Origin of the sequence: Leifsonia sp. NPDC058194 (assembly GCF_042883605.1) — a bacterium.
Taxonomy (GTDB): domain Bacteria; phylum Actinomycetota; class Actinomycetes; order Actinomycetales; family Microbacteriaceae; genus Leifsonia.
The window spans coordinates 1153512-1169496 of sequence record NZ_JBHVVL010000001.1 but is presented as its reverse complement, the minus strand read 5'-3'; the positions used below and the strand labels follow the sequence as shown (position 1 = coordinate 1169496).

Sequence of the window (15985 nt, the reverse complement as noted above, 5' to 3'; positions counted from 1 at the left end):
CTCGGTCCGCGGGCATCCGGCGACCATACGGAACGGTTCTGGACCTCCGGTCCGTACCCTCTGCGAGGATGCGAAGGGGGGTTCACGGGGTGCGGAGGGCGCGGTACAGCGTCGCGACCGATCCGAATCCGACCGCTCGGGCGATCTCGGTGGCGGGCATCCCGGGATGTCGTTCACGCAGGTCCTGGGCTGCTCGGACGCGGGTCGCGCGCAGCTCCCGGGCCACCGTCGTTCCTTCCGCGGCGAAGGCCGCCTGCAGACTGCGCGGGGAGACACCGGCCAGCGTCGCGAGCTTCGGGACGGTCAGTCCGGCATCCGCGCGGTTGTCGACGATGAGGCGGATCGTCCGCGAGAAGAGCGTGAGCTCGCTGGGGTCGCCTTCTGCGATCAGCCGGGCGAGGGCGCGGGCGATCTCCAGCGCGACCGAGCGCAGAGGGCCGATCACGATCGAGTTGCCGACGGTTCCGGAGCTCAGGGAGGTCGTGAAGGCGAGCAGCGGCGCCAGGACGTTCGCCGGCACCTCGGGACGCGCGCCCGAGGACCGCCCGCGCACGTCCAGTTCGTGCACGAGCGACGCGGGCGCACTGATGTAGAGGATCTCGTTGAGCGCATCCCGCGTCTCGAACACCACGGGAGCGGTCCCGGGCGGGATCAGGAACAGGCCGGGGCCGCGCTGGAGGACCGTCGAGCCGGAGGTGACGGTCACGCGCCCGCGCACGCAGAGGACGATGGCCGCCCGCGTGAGCGAGAGCTCGTCCCGCGGCCATTCGACGCGCGACCGCGGCAGGTCGACGTGGGCGAAGGTGAGCTCGGGGAACCGCGTCATGTGGACCTGGAGGTTGTCAGACTCCTCCAGCTCGACGACCTTCAGGTTCGCGGAGGACAGGTATTCCACCAGCGCGTCGTTCGCCGCCGCGCCGCCGACACCGCGTGCCGTGAACCGCAGGCCTTGGACCGGGGGCATGGCCTCCCATTTCGATCGCCGCGACACCACGAGGTCCCTTCGATTCCCGCGCCCCGCATCCAGTGAACCACTGCCGGGCGACGGAGGACAGGAGGAGACGTACGAGCCGAACATCACGGATCTGAGCAGAACTCGCATTCATGCTCGCAAATCGCGCAGTGCAGCCGGTCGTCTCCCGCGCACCGGCGAGACTCGGTTGCGCAGTGCCCACCCGGTGAGAGGAGCCGGCGATGTCCGAGAAGGCGGTCACGTGCACCCTGCTGGTGCCCGGCTTCGGGTTCGTGACCTGCGTCACGGAGACGGCCTGGAGCTCGTACGGAGGGTCTCCGTACACGGTGCTCCGTTCCGCGGTCGACGAGGGCCGTCGCCGGGTGGATCAGCGCACGTGGGTGCGTGTCGAGCGCATCCTGGGCGCGCGCTGAGGCGACGCCCGCTCGCGGCGGCGGGCGCGGGTCAGCCCTCGTCGATCCCCGTGACGTCGTGCACCCACGGGGAGACCTCGGTGCCCGTGGGGTCCGGATCGCCGTCGAAGCCCTGCAGCTGCACCCGGAAGGCGGTCCCGTCGGACACGGTCGTCTGCAGCCAGGAGCCGCCACTGCACGAGGTGAGGGTCGTGTCCGCCGTCCCGGCCGTCACGACGAGGCAGATCTGCGACGGCGGTTTCCCCTTCAACAGGTACACGTCATAGCCCGACGACTGCCCCTGATAGCGGGAGCTGGCCGCGTCGGCCCCCTCCATCGGCGGGACGATCGCCGGCAGCTCGTCCGCGTTCGATCGTTCCCCGTCGAACGGCGACGGCATGGCCGTGCACCCCGCTCCCGCACCCGCGATCACCGCGAGCGCCAGCGCGGCCGTCATGATCCTCCGGCATCCCCTCATGCCCCCACCCCCGCCTCCACCCTAGCCACAGGAGAACCTCCGTCCCCGTCATCGAAGTTCACGTCGTGGCGGTCAAACGGGGTGGAATGGGCGCCACATCGTGAACTTCGACGCTCGCGCGAGATGCGCTCGCACGGGATCCGCCCGCGCGGGTGGCGCTGTCGGCGGGCGGTGGGAGACTGGCGGCGTGCTCCTCGATGCGCTCGTGACCACCGCCGACGCCGTCTCCGCCACGCGGTCTCGGCTGGCGAAGATCGACGCGCTCGCGGGGCTGCTGGTGCGCTTGGCGCCGGACGAGATCGCCCCCTCGGTGGGGATGCTGGTGGGCCGGCCGCGGCAGGGCCGTGTCGGCATCGGCTGGCGCGGGCTGGGCGCGGCGATGGGCGAGCCCGCCGCGGAGCCGACCCTGTCGATCGGCGACCTCGACACCCTGCTCGACCGGCTGCTCACCCTCTCGGGCGCGGGCTCGGCGGCCGAACGCACCGCCGCGCTCCGCGACCTCACCGCGCGGGCGACGCCCGCCGAGCAGGACTTCATCGGGCGCGTGCTGCTGGGCGAGATGCGCACGGGCGCGCTGGAGGGCGTGCTGCTGGACGCCGTCGCCCGCGCCTCCGAGCGGCCGGCGGCGAGCGTGCGACGGGCCGCGATGCTCTCGGGCGACCTCGGAGAGACGGCACACCTGGCCCTCACCGGGACGGCCGACGAGCTCGACGCGGTCGGACTGGTCGTCGGCCGGCCCGTGCTGCCGATGCTGGCGTCCACGGCGGCCAGCGCGAGCACTGCGCTCGAGACCACCGGCGAGGCGTCCGTCGAGTTCAAGCTCGACGGCGCCCGCATCCAGGTGCACCGCTCCGGCGACGAGGTGCACGTCTTCACGCGCACCCTCGCCGACATCACCCATCGCGTGCCGGAGGTCGTGGAGGTCGTGCGCAGCCTGCCCGCGCGCACCCTCATCCTCGACGGCGAGACCCTCGCGCTCGACGAGGACGGCGGCCCGCGGCCCTTCCAGGAGACGATGTCGCGGTTCGGCTCGGAGTCGGCGAGCGAGACGGTGCTGCACCCGTGGTTCTTCGACATCCTCCATGTGGACGGCCGCGACCTGCTCGACGAGCCGCTCGCGATCCGGCGCGCCGAGCTGGAGCGGGTCGCCGGCGGGCACCGCATCCCGGGTCGCGTGACGGCGGACCCCGCGGTGGCCGAGCAGGTCGCGCGGGAAGCGCTCGAGGCCGGCCAGGAGGGTGTGGTCGTCAAGGCGCTCGGGGCGCCGTATGCGGCCGGGCGGCGCGGGTCCAGCTGGATCAAAGTGAAGCCCGTGCACACCTACGACCTCGTGGTGCTCGCGTGCGAATGGGGATCGGGCCGTCGGCACGGGCTGCTCTCCAACCTCCACCTCGGAGCGCTCGACCCAGGCGGCGAGTACGGCGATCCCGGCGGCTTCGTCATGGTGGGCAAGACGTTCAAGGGCCTCACGGACGAGATGCTGCGGATGCAGACCGAGCTGTTCCAGGAGATCGAGGTGCGTCGCACTCCCGGCACCGTGTGGGTCGCCCCCACGACCGTCGTCGAGACCGCCATCGACGGGGTGCAGCGGTCGAGCCGCTACCCGGGCGGCATCGCCCTGCGGTTCGCGCGGGTCAAGCGCTACCGCGACGACAAGACGGCGGCCGAGGCCGACACGATCGCGAACCTCCGGGGACTGTTGCGGGGCACCGCGGAGTAGGCTCGCGACCATGACGAACAAGACCCCGCGCGAAGAAGAGATCCAGAAGGCCGAAGAGGCCAAGGTCGCCGAGAAGGAGCGTCTGGAGCGCGAAGAGGACGAGCGCCTGCGCTGACTCCGGTCGGTCCGTCCGTGACGATGGTCATAGACAGGCGGGTGGGCTGAGCGCTAGCGTCCGAAGCATCCACGGAAAGGATGCTCGCGATGTCCACTTCTCAGCCTTCGGGTTTCGCCGCCTTCTCGCTCAACGGCAAGGACTTGACCTCGTCGCTCATCAGCAGCGTGCGCGTCGCGCTCGGCATCAGCGGCACGGTCGCGCTGATCATCGGCGTCATCATCGTGTTCTGGCCGAAGACCGCGGCGGTCGGTCTCACCATCCTGATCGCCATCTCGCTGCTCGTGTCGGGCCTGGCCTACCTCAGCATCGGGATCTTCGCCAAAGGCCTCAGCGGAGGCGCGCGCGCACTCGACATCGTCTTCGGGGTGCTGCTCGTGATCGGCGCGATCATCGCCTTCGCGAACCTCAGCGGGACCACCGCGTTCCTCGCGGTCTTCCTCGGCATCCTGGTCGGGATCGCCTGGATCGTCGAAGGTGCCGTCACGCTCGCTCAGCTCGGCGACTCCCCGTCCCGCGGCTGGGCCATCTTCTTCGGCATCCTGAGCATCATCGCCGGCATCGTCCTGCTCTTCACCCCGCTGTGGGGGATCGTGGTGCTCTTCGTCCTCACCGGCATCAGCCTGATCGTGCTCGGGATCATCCAGATCATCCGGGCGATCACCTTCGGCCGCGGGGTCGCGACCCCGTCGACCGCCGTCTGACGTCCCGCGAAGAGGCGGTCGCTCAGGCGACCGCCTCTTCGTATGTGTGCGTGCGGCCGATGGAGCACCAGCAGCCGACCTTGATCGGCTCGTGCGTCAGCCTGCTCTCGTACACCTCCGCGTGGAAGTCGAGCGGATTGCCGAGCTCCTCGATCTCGTCCTCGCTGCGCTCCCCGGTCGTCGGGGTCGTGGTGCTCGTGGCGTCCGTCATCGGTGATCCTCTCTCCAGCTGAGGGACTGCGCCCCTCCACCTGGTGAGACGCAGCAGGTGCCGATCCATGACGCTCTCGGACGATCTTCGTCGAAATCGCGTCATGACAGGAGCTCGGCGTCGTCTCCTCCACGTGATGATGCTCGCCCTCGCCCTGTTCGCCCTGCTCGCCGTCGGCGCGGTGCTCGCCGCCGGCGCGATCGGCGCGGACCGGCGGATGCCCACCGCCCCCGTCGCCGTGCGCCGGGACGACGACGGCTCGCCGGCGCTCGACGGCGGACTGTTCGCCGGGACGCCGGCTGCCGATCCCGCGCCGCCGGTGCTCTGGCCACTCTGACGCCGGGTCGCCACGACGCAGCCGCGACGGACCGGGCTCCGGAGGGTACGGGGAGCCCGGGTCCGCCGACGACGGCGGCCGCTCCGCATTCGGGTTGTCGGAGCGGGACCGGGGAGAGGTGGGGGCGCAGGGCGCCGCGTCCACCGGAAGGAAGTCTGCCCCCAGGGGATGCCGACTGCTCCGTGTCGGGTTGAGACGTCATCGCTATCGGATTTCGAATCCACATCGCGGCAGGCATCCCCGGGCTGAGACCAACGCTATTGCCCCGCACCCCGTGTCCTCAATCTGGAGGACAGAAACCGTCAGCAATTGACGGTGGACCGCTCCGTCTACTGTCGATTCACGCGGCGACGAGCACCGCGACGATGCCCAGCGCCACCACCACGAAGACCAGCAGGTCGGTCCAGGTCGCAACGTTCTCCTCCGCAGCCTTGCCGCGCTTCGCGACGTGCCGCACGCCGGCGAGACCGAGGTAGATCGCGCCGGGAAGCGCGCCGAGGACACCCCACGGCGGGACGAGCGAGGTGACGACGGCCGCGACCCCGAGGCTGAGGTTGGCGAAGGCGAGTTCGTGCACGATCTGCGCCGCAGCGGGATCGCCGATGCCGAGGATCCCCTTCGACGTGCGCGCCGGGTTCACCAGCTGGCTGACGCCGGCGACGAGGAGCCGGGTGCCGACACCCCAGAATCCCCACCACATCCCGAACACCACGAGCGGGTCTCCCCCGGCCACGGCGAGATGGACGACACCCGAGACGAGCGGGAGGATCAGGGTCTGGAGCAGCACGAGGGCGATGTACACGCGAGCACCGTAGCGCTTCGCGCCACTGCCCGGTCAGTCGCGAGGCACGAAGATGTCGTCATGCTTGACGGGCACGTGCAGCAGCCGGGGGTCGGAGGCGAAGCCGTGACGCTCGTAGACCTCGACGGCACGGGGGCTCGAGTGCACGGTGACGCGCTCGATCCCGTGCTCGGCCGCCCGCGCGAGCACCGCGTCGATGAGACGCCCGCCGATGCCCCGACTGCGGAACTCCGGGACCACGTAGGCGCACTGGAGGTCGCCCGACGCCCGGTCGAAGCTGCGGGCGCTCGGCACGCGGAGCGTACGGGCGAGCCAGGTCATCCCGATCACGACACCGCCGGCGACGGCGACGAAGCACTCGTGCGACGACCGGTTCGCCGCCGCCCAGTCCGCGAAGCGCGCGGCGAAGACGTCCCGCGGATCGTCCGGGAGTCCCCCGAACTCGTGGAGCGAATCCCAGCGCAGGCCGCCGACCGCGGCCCACTCGTCGGGGCCCGCCGGGTGCACGTCGACGTCGGTCATCCCGCCACCCTACGGCCGGATGCCGCGACTCAGAAGGGGCGGCCCACGCCTTCGCGCAGCGCGCGGAACAGACGGAGCACCCGCTCGCGGTGGCCCTCGGCGACCGCGTCGGGAACCTCGCCGGAGATCAAGCGCCGGGCGGTCTCCACCAGCACGGTGCCGTAGCCGGCGATGACGAACGTGGAGAGCAGGACGGCGTCACCCTCGAAGGACGCGTCCGCGGCGAGTGCATCGCGGAGGACGCCCTGAAGTTCCGCTCCGATCTCGCGCGTGCGGGCGACGAGCACCGGCGAGGCCGCGACGGTGCGGAAGAAGATCGGCGAGCCCTCGGCGAGCCCGGAGAGCGGGCGGCGGTCGTCCAGCACCAGCAGGGCCGCGGCCTCCAGCGCGTCGAGCACGTCGATGCCCGGGGCGCGATCGACGACGGTCGAACGGAGGAGCGCCACAGCATCGTCGGTGCGGTCGAAGAGCAGGTCCTCTTTGCGCGGGAAGTGGTTGAAGACGGTGACGCTCGAGACGCCGGCCTCGCGCGCGACCTCGGCGACGGTCACCGCGTCGAACCCGCGCTCCTGGAAGAGCCGGGTGGCGATCTGCGAGATCCGCGCGCGCGTCTGCGGGCCGCCGCGCTCGCTGGTCCTGGGCATTCCGATCACACACCTTATCTTGTGTCACTAAACTTAGTCGCATAAGCTAGTCGTATGTCCATCGATCAGACCACCACCGCGACGGGTTCATTCAACCAGGGTCGCCGCTCCCCCCGGTCGCTCCGGGAGGCCTGGCTCGCACTGACCGGCCTCTCCGCCGTCTTCCTCTTCGAGATGCTGGACAACTCGATCCTGAACGTGGCGCTGCCGACGATCGGCCGCGAGCTGCACGCCTCCACCACCGGCCTCCAGTGGGTCACCGGTGCCTACGCCGTCGTCTTCGGCGGATCGATGCTCGCGTTCGGCGCGATCGCCGACCGGTTCGGTCGACGGCGGGTGATGCTCGCCGGCCTGGTGCTGCTCGGGCTCGCCAGCCTCGCGACCGCCTTCGTCAGCACGGCCGAGGAGCTGATCGCGGTCCGCGTGGTCATGGGCGTCGCGGCGGCCATGACCACGCCCGGCTCGCTGGCCCTGGCCTTCCGGCTGTTCGCCACCGACGAGCTCCGGGTGCGCGCGACGACCCTGATCTCCACGGTCGGGCTCGTCGGGCTCGCCATCGGCCCGACGGTGGGCGGCCTGGCCCTCGCGGTCGCACCGTGGCAGGCGCTGCTGCTCGTCAACGTCCCGATCGCGGCTCTCGCCTTCGCGGGCATCCGGGCCGGCGTGGCCGCCGACGCTCCGGCGGACCTGCACCGCGACCCGATCGATGTCGCCGGCGCGGTGCTCGGCACCGCCACGATCGTGCTCGCCCTGGTGGCTCCGACGCTCTTCGTGAACGAGGGCGCGGGCTCCTGGCAGCCGTGGACGGCGACCGCCGCCGCGGTCGTCGCCGCCATCCTGTTCGTGCTGCGCGAGCGGACGGCGCGCTACCCGCTCCTCGACCTCGCCCTGCTCGCCCGCCCCCTCGTCTCGAGCGGACTGGCGTACAAGGCGGCGTCGGGTCTCGCGGTCGCCGGCCTCGGCTACCTGGTGACGCTTCAGCTGCAGCTCGACTGGGGCTGGCCTCCGGCGCTGGCGGCGCTCGGGATGCTGCCCCAGGTCGTCGTCCTCATCGCGGGCGGCGCAATCGTGAGCCCGTTCGTCCGCTGGGCCGGGTTCCGGCGTGCAGCATGGATGAGCTCCGCCGCGGTCGTCGCGGGACTCGCGGTCTACGCGACGCTCGGGCGGTTCGGCTACGTCTGGGTGGCGCTCGCCCTCGTGCTCGTCGCGGCCGGCATGCGCGTGGTCGGTGTGGTCGCGGGCGTGAACGTGATGCGCGGCCTCCCGGAGAACCGCACCACCATCGGCGCGGCCCTCACCGACACGGCCAGCGAGGTCGCGTCGGGCGTCGGCCTCGCGGTCGCCGGGACCCTCCTCGCCGCGCTCTTCACGGGCAGCCTCGCCTCCACGGGCTGGACGCCGGAGCAGACGGGAGAGTTCCGCACCGCGGTGACCCTCGCCGCGGGCGCGATCACCGTGCTCGCCGCCGCGCTCGTCGCCTACGGCTTCGCGCGCTCGCGCGCCCGCGCCGCGGCCTAGGCGCGGCCTAGCCGTCGAGACGGCGAGACGGCGATAAATGGCGCGAATCCTGCCGAGGCGGCGCAGAATCCGCCGCCTCGGTGGACCTGTGGAGCCTAGGCGCGGCCTCGGTTGCGGCGGCGCACGTCACGGGGTGCGCGGCCGCCGAGGAACGAGGAGCCGGGATCGACGAGGAAGCCCTGACGGAGCGCCTCGCGGCCCACCAGCATCCGGAAGCCCATCTGGTCGCGGTTGCTCAGCGTGGTCTCGGCCTGGACGACGCGCCCCGCCAGCGTCAGATCGAGGAGGACGACGATCCGCTCCTCGGTGTGCCCGGACGAGCTGCGGACCACCCGGCGGTCGTGGATGTCGCACTCGACGACGAACTCATCGGACTCAGTGTCCTGCCACGGGTGCACCTTGAAGCGCACGCGGTCGCCGTCGAGCTCCTCGACATCGAACGCGTGGAGCGCGGAACTGCGGGCGCCCGTGTCGATCTTCACCTTGATCCACGGCACGCCGATGCCCGGCAGACCCACCCACTCACGCCAGCCGACCGCCACGGTGTTTGAATGGAGGTCGTCAGCCATTCCCCCATCTTGGCAGGAGCACCGGTGAAACTCGCCATCCTCTCGCGCGCCCCGCACGCCTACTCGACGCAGCGCCTGCGCGCGGCGGCCCTCCAACGCGGGCACCGGGTCAAGGTGCTGAACACGCTGCGCTTCGCGATCGACCTCTCCGGCGACGAGCCCGATCTGCAGTACCGGGGAAAGCTCCTGTCGGACTACGACGCCATCCTGCCGCGCATCGGCAACTCGATCACCTACTTCGGCACGGCCGTGGTGCGGCAGTTCGAGCAGATGGACGTCTACACGCCCAACACGGCGAACGGGATCACGAACTCGCGCGACAAGCTCCGCGCCAGCCAGATCCTCTCGCGACACAACATCTCGATGCCCGCCACGACCTTCGTCAACAACCGCAACGATGTGCGTCGAGCGATCGAGCAGGTCGGCGGGGCGCCCGTCGTCATCAAGCTGCTCGAGGGCACCCAGGGGATCGGCGTGATCCTGGCGCCGGAGGTCAAGATCGCCGAGTCGATCATCGAGACGCTGCACTCCACCAAGCAGAACGTGCTCATCCAGAGCTTCATCAGCGAGAGCCGCGGCCGGGACATCCGCGCCCTGGTCGTCGGGGACCGCGTCGTGGCGGCGATGCGGCGCGTCGCACACGGCGACGAGTTCCGCTCCAACGTGCACCGCGGCGGGACCGTGGAGAAGGTGGAGCTGACGCCCGAGTACGAGCAGGCGGCGGTCCGCTCCGCCCAGATCATGGGCCTCCGCGTCGCCGGCGTCGACATGCTCGAGGGCAACGACGGACCGCTGGTGATGGAGGTCAACTCGTCGCCCGGGCTGGAGGGCATCGAGCGAGCGACCGGTCTCGACGTCGCCGGGGCGATCATCGACTTCATCGACAACCAGGTCGCGTTCCCCGAGATCGACGTGCGGCAGCGCCTCACCGTCTCGACCGGCTACGGCGTGGCCGAGCTGCTCGTGCACACGAACGCCGACCTGGTCGGCAAGACGATCAAGGAGTCGGGTCTGTGGGACCGCGACATCACGGTGCTGACCGTGCACCGTGGCAGCTCCGTCATCCCGAACCCGCGCAGCGGCGTGCTCCTGGAGCCCGGCGACCGCCTCCTCTGCTTCGGCAAGCTGGAGGAGATGCGCTCGATGATCCCCGACCGCCGCAAGCGTCGCGCGAAGGTGCGCAAGCTCCCGAAGGAGCCGCTGCCCGAGACCGAGGCCGCGTCCTGAGGGGCGTCAGCCCGCGCTGAGGCTAGCTCGCCTCGGCCCGGGCATGCTCCAGGTCGTAGCGCATCTGCATCTTGAGCCACAGCTCGGCCGTGCCGATTCCGTTGCGCTCCAGAGAGAGGGCGAGCTTGGTGCTGATCGCGGCGTGCCCGTTGAGGACCCGGGACAACGCGGGCCGGGACATCCCGAGCGTCATCGCCGCCTCGACGGTGGTGAGATTCAATCCCTCCGGGCCGAGCTGCTCGTCGAGCACCTCGCCAGGATGCGGTCGGTTGTGCATCGTCGGATCAGCTCCCTTCATCAGTGGTAGTCGAGGTAGTCGATGAGGATCACGTCTTCGCCCTCGAACGCGAAGATCACTCGCCAGTTCCCGCTGACGCGCAACGAGAACATCCCCGCGAAATCGCCCTTCAACGAATGAAGACCGAAGGCGGGCAGGTCGACGTCGGCCGGCACCGCGGCGTCATCGAGCACCGAAAGGATCAGCCGCAGACGCTTGGCGTGCTGAGGCACGATCCCCTTGACAGATCCGGAGCGGTAGTACGCCGCCAAGCCCTTGTGGGTGAAGCTCCGGATCATCGGTCAAGTGTAACGCGTAACGTTACGCGTTACAACGAGGCTGCTGCCTCCTCGTCCCACCACCGGAGGACGCGGAGCGCCCGAAGGGTGACCCAGCGGCTCGGGTGCCCTTCGCCCTCGCCCGCGTCGTTCCAGGTCGGGCCCTCGTGGTGGTTCTCGAGCATCCAGAGCCCCCGGTCGTCCGCTTTGCCGCGCAGCAGTTCGATCGCGTCGGCGAGCCGGGGGTCGCGACGGCCGGAGAGCCGGAAGTGCTCGAGGCCGCGCAGCACGTCGTGGTACCAGCGCACCGGGTACGACAGCATTGTCATGCGGGGGTCGGCGACCGCTCCCGTCGATCGGCGACGGTAGAGGCTCCGTTCGAGGAGGTACTCCTCGCCCGACGCGAGTGCGTCGGCGGTGGCGGGGTCGGCGCGGCCCGTGCGCTGCCAGGCGGCCAGGCCCTCGACCGCGCAGATCGTCGAGTGGAACGAGGAGACGCGCGCCCCGTACTCCGCCCAGCAGTTCCAGGCTCCATCGTCGAGCCGGCCGTCGGCGAGGATGCGCGCGATGCGCGACCCGTCCTCGCCGAAGTAGGCGGCCGAGGCGAGCGCCATGCCGTTGATGCACGGCTCCACCTCGCCGTCGAAGTACGGCTCGCCGGCGTGCTCCCAGCGCACGTTCTCGCGCACGCGGCCGATCGCCTCCCGGACCTGCGGCGCCTCGGGGTCGACCCCGTAGTCCGCGAGCTGCTGGAGCACGAAGTGGGTGGCGGTCCAGGCGTCGAAGAACGGGCGGCTCTCGTCGGCCCAACCGGGGCGGTAGGTGCCGCCGTCCCACCGGCCGTCGGCGTCCTGAGCGGCGAGGAGCTCGGCGCCCCACCCCTCGCGGGCGACGCGGGAGCGCTCGGCGGCCACCTCGTCGTCGGCCGCGTCGGTCAGATCGCGCAGCGCCTGCCAGCGGATGGCCGGATCGGCGTCCAGCAACCAGTCGACGGCGTCGGCGCGCGTCATGCCGCTAGCGCCGGGCGTTCTCGAGGTCGAGAGCGGAGTAGACCGCGCCGTCGCACTCGGTGCACGATCCTCCGGCCGTCAGCTTCAGGATCCCGCCCACCGTGCGCCCGATGACGACGATGCGACCGCCGCACCGCGGGCACGGCACCACGACCGGCATGCTCGCGGGCACGCGTCCGGCAGGTGGAATGGGGGGCATGTCTGCCACTGTCGCCCCACTCGGGGGCATCGCGCAAGGCCGCATCGGCAATTTCCGTGTCCTGGTTGCAGGAGCCCGAGGGGATGGGGCAGGCTCGGACGCGCGATCACCGACCAGGGGAGATGACGATGTCGTTCCAGGCGTACCTCGACAACATCGAGGCAAAGACGGGGCTCACACCCCGGCAGTTCATCGAGCTCGCCCACGAGAAGGGCCTCGACGCCCCGGGCACGAAAGCGGGCGAGATCCTCGCCTGGCTGAAGGACGACTACGACCTCGGCCGCGGCCACGGGATGGCGCTCGTCCACGTGATCACCAAGGGCCCGCAGATCAGCAGGAAGCACGTCGGCACCGACGGCACGCACGCCGACGAGTCCGAGACGCTGTGGCTCGACGGGGTCGCCACGAAGCCGAGCTGAGGGTCGCCCGCGGATCGCGAATATGATGGCCGGATGACGGACGAGGAGGCTGCCGTCGCCACCCCGCACCGGCCGGCGACCCTCAAGGACATCGCCGCGCTCGCAGGCGTCTCCATCGCCACCGCCTCCAAGGCGCTCAACGGGCGCGAGCACGTGCGCGACGAGACGCGCCGACGCGTGCAGCAGGCGGCCGAGCAGCTCCACTTCTCGCCCAACGCCCTCGCCCAGGGGCTCTTCGCCGGGCGGACCGGCACGGTCGGCCTGATCACGAGCGACCTCGACGGCCGGTTCTCCATCCCGATCCTGATGGGCGCGGAGGACGCGTTCGGCGCCGGCAGCATGTCGGTGTTCCTGTGCGACGCCCGCGGCGACGCGATCCGCGAGCAGCACCACCTGCGCGCCCTGCTCTCGCGCCGGGTGGACGGCATCATCGTGCTCGGCGACTCCGCCAACCCGCGCGACTCCATCGGCCACGACCTCCCGGTGCCGGTCGTCTACGCCTACGCGCCCTCGACCGACCCGGGCGACGTCTCGGTGGTGAGCGACAACCTCGGGGCCGGCCGGATGGCCGCCGAGCATCTGATCTCGTGCGGGCGCTCGCGCATCGCCTACATCTCGGGCGACGTCACCTACGAAGTCGCGCGCGAGCGGGTTGCGGGCGCGGTCGCGGCGCTCGGCGACGCCGGGCTCGAGCTGCTCGGCGGCGAGGCGCTCTACGGCGCCTGGAGCGAGGTCTGGGGGCGCGGAGCGGCGCGCACTGTGCTGACGCGCTTCCCGGAGGTCGACGCCATCTTGTGCGGCTCCGACCAGATCGCACGCGGCGTGCTCGATGTGCTGCACGAGACGGGCCGGGCGGTGCCGGACGACATCGCGGTCATCGGCCACGACAACTGGGAGCCGCTGGCCACCCAGTCGCGTCCCCCGCTGACGACGATCGACATGGAGCTGCAGGAGGTCGGCCGCGTCGCCGCGCACCTGCTGGTCGAGGCGATCGACGGCCGGCCGGGGCAGGGGACGCACCGGGTGGCGTGCCGCCTGGTGACCAGGGACTCCACCGCCCCCGCCGGCTGAACACCGCCGGTCAGGCGAGCTGCCGCTGCCAGTCGGAGGGGACGCGACCGGCGGGACCCGGAGTCGGCTGGTCGAGCGGATGGCTCTGCGGCGCGGCGAGCTCGGGGCCGGCGGTGAAGCGCTGGGTCGTGTAGTCCCAGAACCAGTCCTCGCCGGGTTCGAAGCTGCGGATGAACCGGTGCCCGGTCTCCTGGGCGTGCGCGGTGGCGTGTCGGCCGAGCGACTGGTCGCAGCAGCCGATGTGCCCGCACTCCGCACAACGCCGCAGATGGAACCACCACGATCCGTCGCGCGTGCACTCCACGCAACCGGGGCCGGAGGGCGGGACGGCGGGGTCGATGCCGTCGCGTCGGGTGTCGGTCATGGGATCCTCCTCGAGGGTGCGTGGTCGGCCGGCCCGCACTGCGCTGCCCGTGCCTGCGAAGCCCAAGCTACTCGGAAGCCGGTCGTGTCAGAACGGCGTCCGGCGGACGGGACTGCCGCGGGGCCTCCGGTCCGTCCTACGCTCCTGACCGTACGCATCGCATCGGAAGACCCGGGCCGCGCCCGGGAGACAAGGGGTCGCAATGTCGGAGTCCAGGCACGTCGCGCAGCTGATCGGCGGCGAAGGCGTCTTCGAGAACGAGTTCGGGAGCATCACGCAGGTGACCTCGTCGTCGCTGCCCATCCTGACCGGGCTGTCGGTCAAGCGCATCGTCCTCGCGCCCGGCGCCGTGCGGGAACCGCAATGGAACGTCAACGCCAACCAGATCGCCTACGTCGTGAAGGGCTCCATCCTCGTCTCCACCCTGGGCGACGGGGACTCGTTCTCGACCTTCGTGGTGCAGACCGGGCAGATGTACCACGTCGAGTCCGGGGCGGTCTACCACATCGAGAACGTCGGCGACGGGGAGGCCGAGGTCATCGCCGCCCTGCGCACCGACCGCCCGCAGCACTTCTCCCTGCAGGACAGCGTGAGCGCGATGTCGAACGCCGTGCTCGGCAACACCTACGACCTCCCCGCGTCCGCATTCGCCGCCTTCGACCGGCAGCACTCGTCTCAGATCGTGCACCGCGACGGCCCGGCGCGCATCCCGGACACCGCCGGTCTGCCCAACGCCCGCCTCTTCGACATGGAGGGGCAGCATGCGCCCCTGTCGTACCAGTGGGGTCAGGCGCGGCTCGCCCGCAAGCAGTTCTGGGCCGCCCTCGACGACCTCTCGATGTACGAGCTGCAGATCGGCGGCGACGGGATGCGCGAGCCGCACTGGCACCCCGTCACCGGCGAGCTCGGCTACGTCCAGAGCGGCCACGCCCGCATGACCGTGCTCGACCCCGACGGCTCGCTCGACACCTACGAGCTGCACCCCGGCGAGGCGTACTTCGTCCCCCGCGCCTACCCGCACCACATCGAGGCGCTCGGCGACGAGGGCATCCGCTTCCTCATCTTCTTCGACCAGCCCACCCCCGGCGACGTCGGCTACCGCGCGACTGCGTCCGCCTTCTCGCGCGAGGTGCTCTCGGCGGCGTTCAAGGTGCCGGAGCGGGAGCTGCCGGCGTTCCCGTTCACACCGGTCGACCCGCTGATCGTCGCGCGCGCGAACCCGCGGGACCCGGTGGAGGGGTAGCCGCGGGTCGCGCCGCGCCGCAGGTCGCGCCGGTCAGTGGGGGCCGGCCTGTGTCCATCCTTCGCCGCAGGCACCGCCGTCGGCCGACTCGTCGAGGGAGACCTCGGTGCCGTCGAGGCGGAGCAGCGGGTCGTAGAAGCGGGCGATCTCCACGCTCGCCTGCGGGACGTAGTGGAAGATCAGCGACCGGCGGAACCGGTCGGCGGAGCGGTTCGGGCCCGAGCCGTGCACCATGCTCCCGTGGAAGAACAGCATGTCGCCGGCTTCGAGCACGGTCTGCTCGGCGGCCATCCCCTCCGGCAGCTTGACCTCGGCGTTCGTGAACGACTCCTCCGGGTCGGCCTCCTCGGGGCAGACAAGCTCGTACCGGTGCGATCCCGGGACCATCTTCAGGCCACCGTTCTCGCCGTCGCAGTCGTCGACCGCGATCCATGCGGCGATGCAGGTCTCGGGGTGCGCCTGGAGGAACAGGTTGTCCTGGTGCATCGCCTGACCGCGGGCGGTGGGCGGCTTGAAGTAGAACATCGACTGCGCGGCGTGGACCGGACCGACGAGGGACTGGACGATGCCCGTGATCCGCTCGTCGAGCATCCACTGCCGTGCGAGCCGCCCGACGGCGAGATCGGGATGCCGATGCGGATGCACGAAGCGCGGGTAGCGGGCGAGGATGTCGTCCGCGCCGAGGTTGTCGTCGTGGCCGAGGGAGCGGTCGGCGTCGACCTGCTGCATGAACGCCTCACGGATCTCGGCGACCTCGGCGGGCGTCAGCACTCCGCGGACATGGACGACTCCGTCGGCGTCGTAGCGATGGGTGAGGCCGGTATCGAGCCCCGTGTCTGTTGTGGTCATGGCACCATGGTGTCGATCGAGCTCGGATCGGGGAATGGATTCTCGCGCCGCACACATGGATAA

22 protein-coding genes are annotated in these 15985 nt (G+C 71.0%); 9 read left to right on the top strand and 13 right to left on the bottom strand.

Annotated features, from left to right (window positions below; genetic code table 11):
* Positions 1-82: 82 nt before the first annotated feature.
* Positions 83-964 carry a helix-turn-helix domain-containing protein gene (locus tag ACFVU2_RS05705; RefSeq protein ID WP_387872005.1) on the bottom strand — a complete coding sequence of 294 codons (882 nt, stop codon included), beginning with the start codon at positions 962-964 and terminating at the stop codon, positions 83-85.
* A 230-nt stretch (positions 965-1194) separates the two neighbouring features.
* On the opposite strand from ACFVU2_RS05705, the gene ACFVU2_RS05700 reads away from it, so the two are divergent.
* Positions 1195-1386, top strand: coding sequence for a hypothetical protein (locus ACFVU2_RS05700; protein ID WP_387872003.1), 192 nt, complete (start codon positions 1195-1197; stop codon positions 1384-1386).
* A 31-nt stretch (positions 1387-1417) separates the two neighbouring features.
* Here ACFVU2_RS05700 and ACFVU2_RS05695 read toward each other — a convergent pair whose 3' ends face one another.
* On the bottom strand, positions 1418-1822 hold the full coding sequence (locus ACFVU2_RS05695) for a hypothetical protein (RefSeq protein WP_387872001.1): 405 nt from the start codon (positions 1820-1822) through the stop codon (positions 1418-1420).
* Positions 1823-2030: 208 nt separating this feature from the next.
* Between ACFVU2_RS05695 and ACFVU2_RS05690 the strand changes: the two genes are divergently transcribed.
* Positions 2031-3563 (top strand): ATP-dependent DNA ligase, encoded by a 1533-nt coding sequence (locus ACFVU2_RS05690; RefSeq protein ID WP_387871999.1) that lies wholly within the window; start codon positions 2031-2033, stop codon positions 3561-3563.
* Between the two features lie 204 nt (positions 3564-3767).
* Positions 3768-4382, top strand: a complete 615-nt coding sequence (locus ACFVU2_RS05685; RefSeq protein WP_387871998.1) for an HdeD family acid-resistance protein — start codon at positions 3768-3770, stop codon at positions 4380-4382.
* A gap of 22 nt (positions 4383-4404) precedes the next feature.
* Here ACFVU2_RS05685 and ACFVU2_RS05680 read toward each other — a convergent pair whose 3' ends face one another.
* Positions 4405-4593: a hypothetical protein gene (locus ACFVU2_RS05680; RefSeq protein WP_387871997.1), complete on the bottom strand. Its 189-nt coding sequence runs from the start codon at positions 4591-4593 to the stop codon at positions 4405-4407.
* A 103-nt stretch (positions 4594-4696) separates the two neighbouring features.
* Between ACFVU2_RS05680 and ACFVU2_RS05675 the strand changes: the two genes are divergently transcribed.
* Positions 4697-4930 (top strand): hypothetical protein, encoded by a 234-nt coding sequence (locus ACFVU2_RS05675; protein ID WP_387871996.1) that lies wholly within the window; start codon positions 4697-4699, stop codon positions 4928-4930.
* A gap of 340 nt (positions 4931-5270) precedes the next feature.
* Here the strand turns inward: ACFVU2_RS05675 and ACFVU2_RS05670 are convergent, their stop codons facing one another.
* Genes ACFVU2_RS05670 through ACFVU2_RS05660 form a run of 3 tightly spaced genes read right to left on the bottom strand, consistent with a single transcriptional unit; the run spans position 5271 to position 6898 of the window.
* Positions 5271-5732 (bottom strand): hypothetical protein, encoded by a 462-nt coding sequence (locus ACFVU2_RS05670; RefSeq protein ID WP_387871995.1) that lies wholly within the window; start codon positions 5730-5732, stop codon positions 5271-5273.
* Positions 5733-5765: 33 nt separating this feature from the next.
* Positions 5766-6254: a GNAT family N-acetyltransferase gene (locus ACFVU2_RS05665; protein ID WP_387871994.1), complete on the bottom strand. Its 489-nt coding sequence runs from the start codon at positions 6252-6254 to the stop codon at positions 5766-5768.
* Positions 6255-6283: 29 nt separating this feature from the next.
* Positions 6284-6898 (bottom strand): TetR/AcrR family transcriptional regulator, encoded by a 615-nt coding sequence (locus ACFVU2_RS05660; RefSeq protein ID WP_387871993.1) that lies wholly within the window; start codon positions 6896-6898, stop codon positions 6284-6286.
* Positions 6899-6952: 54 nt separating this feature from the next.
* Between ACFVU2_RS05660 and ACFVU2_RS05655 the strand changes: the two genes are divergently transcribed.
* On the top strand, positions 6953-8416 hold the full coding sequence (locus tag ACFVU2_RS05655) for an MFS transporter (protein WP_387871992.1): 1464 nt from the start codon (positions 6953-6955) through the stop codon (positions 8414-8416).
* Positions 8417-8511: 95 nt separating this feature from the next.
* Here ACFVU2_RS05655 and ACFVU2_RS05650 read toward each other — a convergent pair whose 3' ends face one another.
* The gene (locus ACFVU2_RS05650) at positions 8512-8985 is read right to left on the bottom strand and encodes an ATP-dependent zinc protease (RefSeq protein WP_387871991.1); all 474 of its coding nucleotides are present in this window, start codon (positions 8983-8985) and stop codon (positions 8512-8514) included.
* Positions 8986-9009: 24 nt separating this feature from the next.
* On the opposite strand from ACFVU2_RS05650, the gene rimK reads away from it, so the two are divergent.
* On the top strand, positions 9010-10212 hold the full coding sequence (rimK, locus tag ACFVU2_RS05645) for a 30S ribosomal protein S6--L-glutamate ligase (RefSeq protein ID WP_387871989.1): 1203 nt from the start codon (positions 9010-9012) through the stop codon (positions 10210-10212).
* Between the two features lie 22 nt (positions 10213-10234).
* Here rimK and ACFVU2_RS05640 read toward each other — a convergent pair whose 3' ends face one another.
* From ACFVU2_RS05640 to ACFVU2_RS05625, 4 genes are read right to left on the bottom strand one after another with little or no spacing between them, the layout of a single operon-like run.
* A complete protein-coding gene (locus tag ACFVU2_RS05640; RefSeq protein WP_387871987.1) occupies positions 10235-10510 on the bottom strand; it encodes a HigA family addiction module antitoxin in 276 nt (91 codons plus the stop codon).
* Positions 10510-10788, bottom strand: a complete 279-nt coding sequence (locus ACFVU2_RS05635) for a type II toxin-antitoxin system RelE/ParE family toxin (protein ID WP_387871985.1) — start codon at positions 10786-10788, stop codon at positions 10510-10512. The genes ACFVU2_RS05640 and ACFVU2_RS05635 overlap by 1 nt, the downstream gene beginning before the upstream one ends.
* 29 nt (positions 10789-10817) lie before the next feature.
* Positions 10818-11777 carry a hypothetical protein gene (locus ACFVU2_RS05630; protein ID WP_387871983.1) on the bottom strand — a complete coding sequence of 320 codons (960 nt, stop codon included), beginning with the start codon at positions 11775-11777 and terminating at the stop codon, positions 10818-10820.
* A gap of 4 nt (positions 11778-11781) precedes the next feature.
* Positions 11782-11976, bottom strand: coding sequence for a hypothetical protein (locus ACFVU2_RS05625; RefSeq protein ID WP_387871981.1), 195 nt, complete (start codon positions 11974-11976; stop codon positions 11782-11784).
* Between the two features lie 128 nt (positions 11977-12104).
* Between ACFVU2_RS05625 and ACFVU2_RS05620 the strand changes: the two genes are divergently transcribed.
* Positions 12105-12395, top strand: coding sequence for a DUF4287 domain-containing protein (locus ACFVU2_RS05620; protein WP_387871979.1), 291 nt, complete (start codon positions 12105-12107; stop codon positions 12393-12395).
* A 33-nt stretch (positions 12396-12428) separates the two neighbouring features.
* The gene (locus tag ACFVU2_RS05615; protein WP_387871977.1) at positions 12429-13466 is read left to right on the top strand and encodes a LacI family DNA-binding transcriptional regulator; all 1038 of its coding nucleotides are present in this window, start codon (positions 12429-12431) and stop codon (positions 13464-13466) included.
* 10 nt (positions 13467-13476) lie between these two features.
* On the opposite strand, the gene ACFVU2_RS05610 is transcribed toward ACFVU2_RS05615, so the two are convergent.
* The gene (locus ACFVU2_RS05610) at positions 13477-13830 is read right to left on the bottom strand and encodes a UBP-type zinc finger domain-containing protein (protein WP_387871975.1); all 354 of its coding nucleotides are present in this window, start codon (positions 13828-13830) and stop codon (positions 13477-13479) included.
* A 202-nt stretch (positions 13831-14032) separates the two neighbouring features.
* On the opposite strand from ACFVU2_RS05610, the gene ACFVU2_RS05605 reads away from it, so the two are divergent.
* Positions 14033-15073 (top strand): cupin domain-containing protein, encoded by a 1041-nt coding sequence (locus ACFVU2_RS05605; protein WP_387871973.1) that lies wholly within the window; start codon positions 14033-14035, stop codon positions 15071-15073.
* Between the two features lie 33 nt (positions 15074-15106).
* On the opposite strand, the gene ACFVU2_RS05600 is transcribed toward ACFVU2_RS05605, so the two are convergent.
* Entirely contained in the window at positions 15107-15922 is an 816-nt protein-coding gene (locus ACFVU2_RS05600; RefSeq protein WP_387871971.1) for a phytanoyl-CoA dioxygenase family protein, read from the bottom strand.
* Positions 15923-15985 lie beyond the last annotated feature (63 nt).